The organism is uncultured Campylobacter sp. (genome assembly GCF_938030815.1).
Classification (GTDB): Bacteria; Campylobacterota; Campylobacteria; order Campylobacterales; family Campylobacteraceae; genus Campylobacter_B.
In genome coordinates, this window is sequence record NZ_CALHII010000027.1 from 1 (window position 1) to 1685 (window position 1685).

The window sequence follows — 1685 nt, forward strand, 5'->3', positions numbered from 1 at the left end:
ATTCGGGAAAAAACTGCCACGGAAGCTCTGATAGGCGCTAAAAATATGAAGCAAAATGTTATTATCAGCCAAAAACGCCATAGCATAGGTGTCAAGCTCTACCCGCGCCAAAATATAAATTTCATCAATCGCGTTAATCGGCAAAATTTTACTAGTTAGAATTCCGCCCTCGTCGTTAAATTTATCGAAGTATAGATTATTATCTTTGCGGCGCAATCGGCCTGAGCTCAAAATAAAATGCGTGCGATCCGATTTTTGCATACTTTTATCCTTAAATTTTAGCTGAATATTGCCTCGTTTTTATCGCGTCCGATGACGAGGCGCTGTGAATATTTGAGCGAATTAAAAGTATAAATTACTACCGAATCAAGCTTGCTGGCGCATTCTTTTTGCAAAATCGCCATTAATTTTTTAAGATCGCTCGCTCTGATTTCACCCTCAAAAACGCTGAATTGCACGCGAGGCAGAAACTTCTCGACCGCCTTTCGGACGCGCGCAGCGTTATTTTTCTCCTTTTCGTCGCTGCTTGAAATATCGTAAAATAAAATAGCGTACATTCTATCTCCTAAATGCAATAATCACGATAAGCGCAACTCTCGCAAATCTTTTGCGGGCTAAATTTAGGCGGCTTTGGCTCGTTTACAAGGGCGGTAATACCGTTTAGAATTGTTTCGATTTTAGTGAAATTTTCGGCATTATCCTCAATGGCTATGACGGTTTTGCCGCTAATTAATTTGCCTTTCACCTCTTTTAAATTTAAGCCTGTTTTTAAAAGATAGATATAAAAAAGTAGCTGCATCTTGCCTGCTTCTGGATTTTTTAGGCTCTTTTTATATTAGGTGATGAGATAATGTCCGCGCTGCTTGGAAAGCTTGTCGAATTTCAAATTTGAAAATGCGAAGTCCTGCAAACCGCTCTCTTTGATATCCGCTAGCGCCTTGCCCATCAGCATGTTTTCATCTTCCTGATTAGCGTGAATATTGTGTCCGTAAAGCCACGCCTCACGCTTACAGGTGACGTAATAATTCACAAGCGTGCCGGTGATTTGGTCCTTGCAAAACATTAGTCGAATACCTCTTCGGCAATCGTAAGTTTAGGAAGGAAACCATCAAATTTATTATAGAAATTGCCTGGCGGTAAGATACGTATGCCAAAATAATCTTTTAAAGTGGTTTTATAATCTTTTTTGAGTTCTTCTAGTAAATTTTTACCAACGGATATAGTATATAATCCCAAATCTTTTTCCGAATCTTTAATTTCTGCAATAATTTTAAATTTAGGAAGGGGTCCAATAATAAATGAAGATGATTTATATTATGCATTGAAGAATAAAATAATTGCCTCAGCTGCAACTGATGTAATGACAATAGAGCCTCCTAAAAATGATTGTAAGTTACTAGAATTAGATAATTTTACAGTAACTCCACATTTAGCTTGGAAATCACAAAAAAGTTTGGAAAGACTTTTTGCTGAGATAGAAAATAACCTTAATTTATTTTTAGAAAATAAATTAATAGGTGTAGAAAGTAAATAGTTTTTAAAAGAAAGGATAAATATGCACATATACGATAAAGAGTTTACTCAAACTGAGTTACCAATGACAAAACAAGAAATAAGAGCAATTTCTATTGCTAAACTTATGTTAAAACCAAATTCAATTTTAATTGATGTTGGAGCAGGGACAG

3 protein-coding genes and 1 pseudogene are annotated in these 1685 nt (G+C 36.0%); 1 reads left to right on the forward strand and 3 read right to left on the reverse strand.

All coding sequences use genetic code 11. The annotated features are described in order from the left end of the window. The 3 genes and pseudogenes from Q0277_RS00735 to Q0277_RS00745 all read right to left on the reverse strand — a co-directional run. A partial coding sequence (locus tag Q0277_RS00735) for a CRISPR-associated endonuclease Cas1 (protein ID WP_297994520.1) occupies positions 1 to 261 on the reverse strand: 261 nt, incomplete at its 3' end. 17 nt (positions 262 to 278) lie between these two features. Then, positions 279 to 557, reverse strand: coding sequence for a CRISPR-associated endonuclease Cas2 (gene cas2 / locus Q0277_RS00740; RefSeq protein ID WP_291937660.1), 279 nt, complete (start codon positions 555 to 557; stop codon positions 279 to 281). A gap of 8 nt (positions 558 to 565) precedes the next feature. After that, positions 566 to 1063, reverse strand: a pseudogene (locus Q0277_RS00745) (Dna2/Cas4 domain-containing protein). Positions 1064 to 1186: 123 nt separating this feature from the next. Between Q0277_RS00745 and Q0277_RS00750 the strand changes: the two are divergent. Continuing rightward, entirely contained in the window at positions 1187 to 1534 is a 348-nt protein-coding gene (locus tag Q0277_RS00750; protein ID WP_297994523.1) for an NAD(P)-dependent oxidoreductase, read from the forward strand. Positions 1535 to 1685 lie beyond the last annotated feature (151 nt).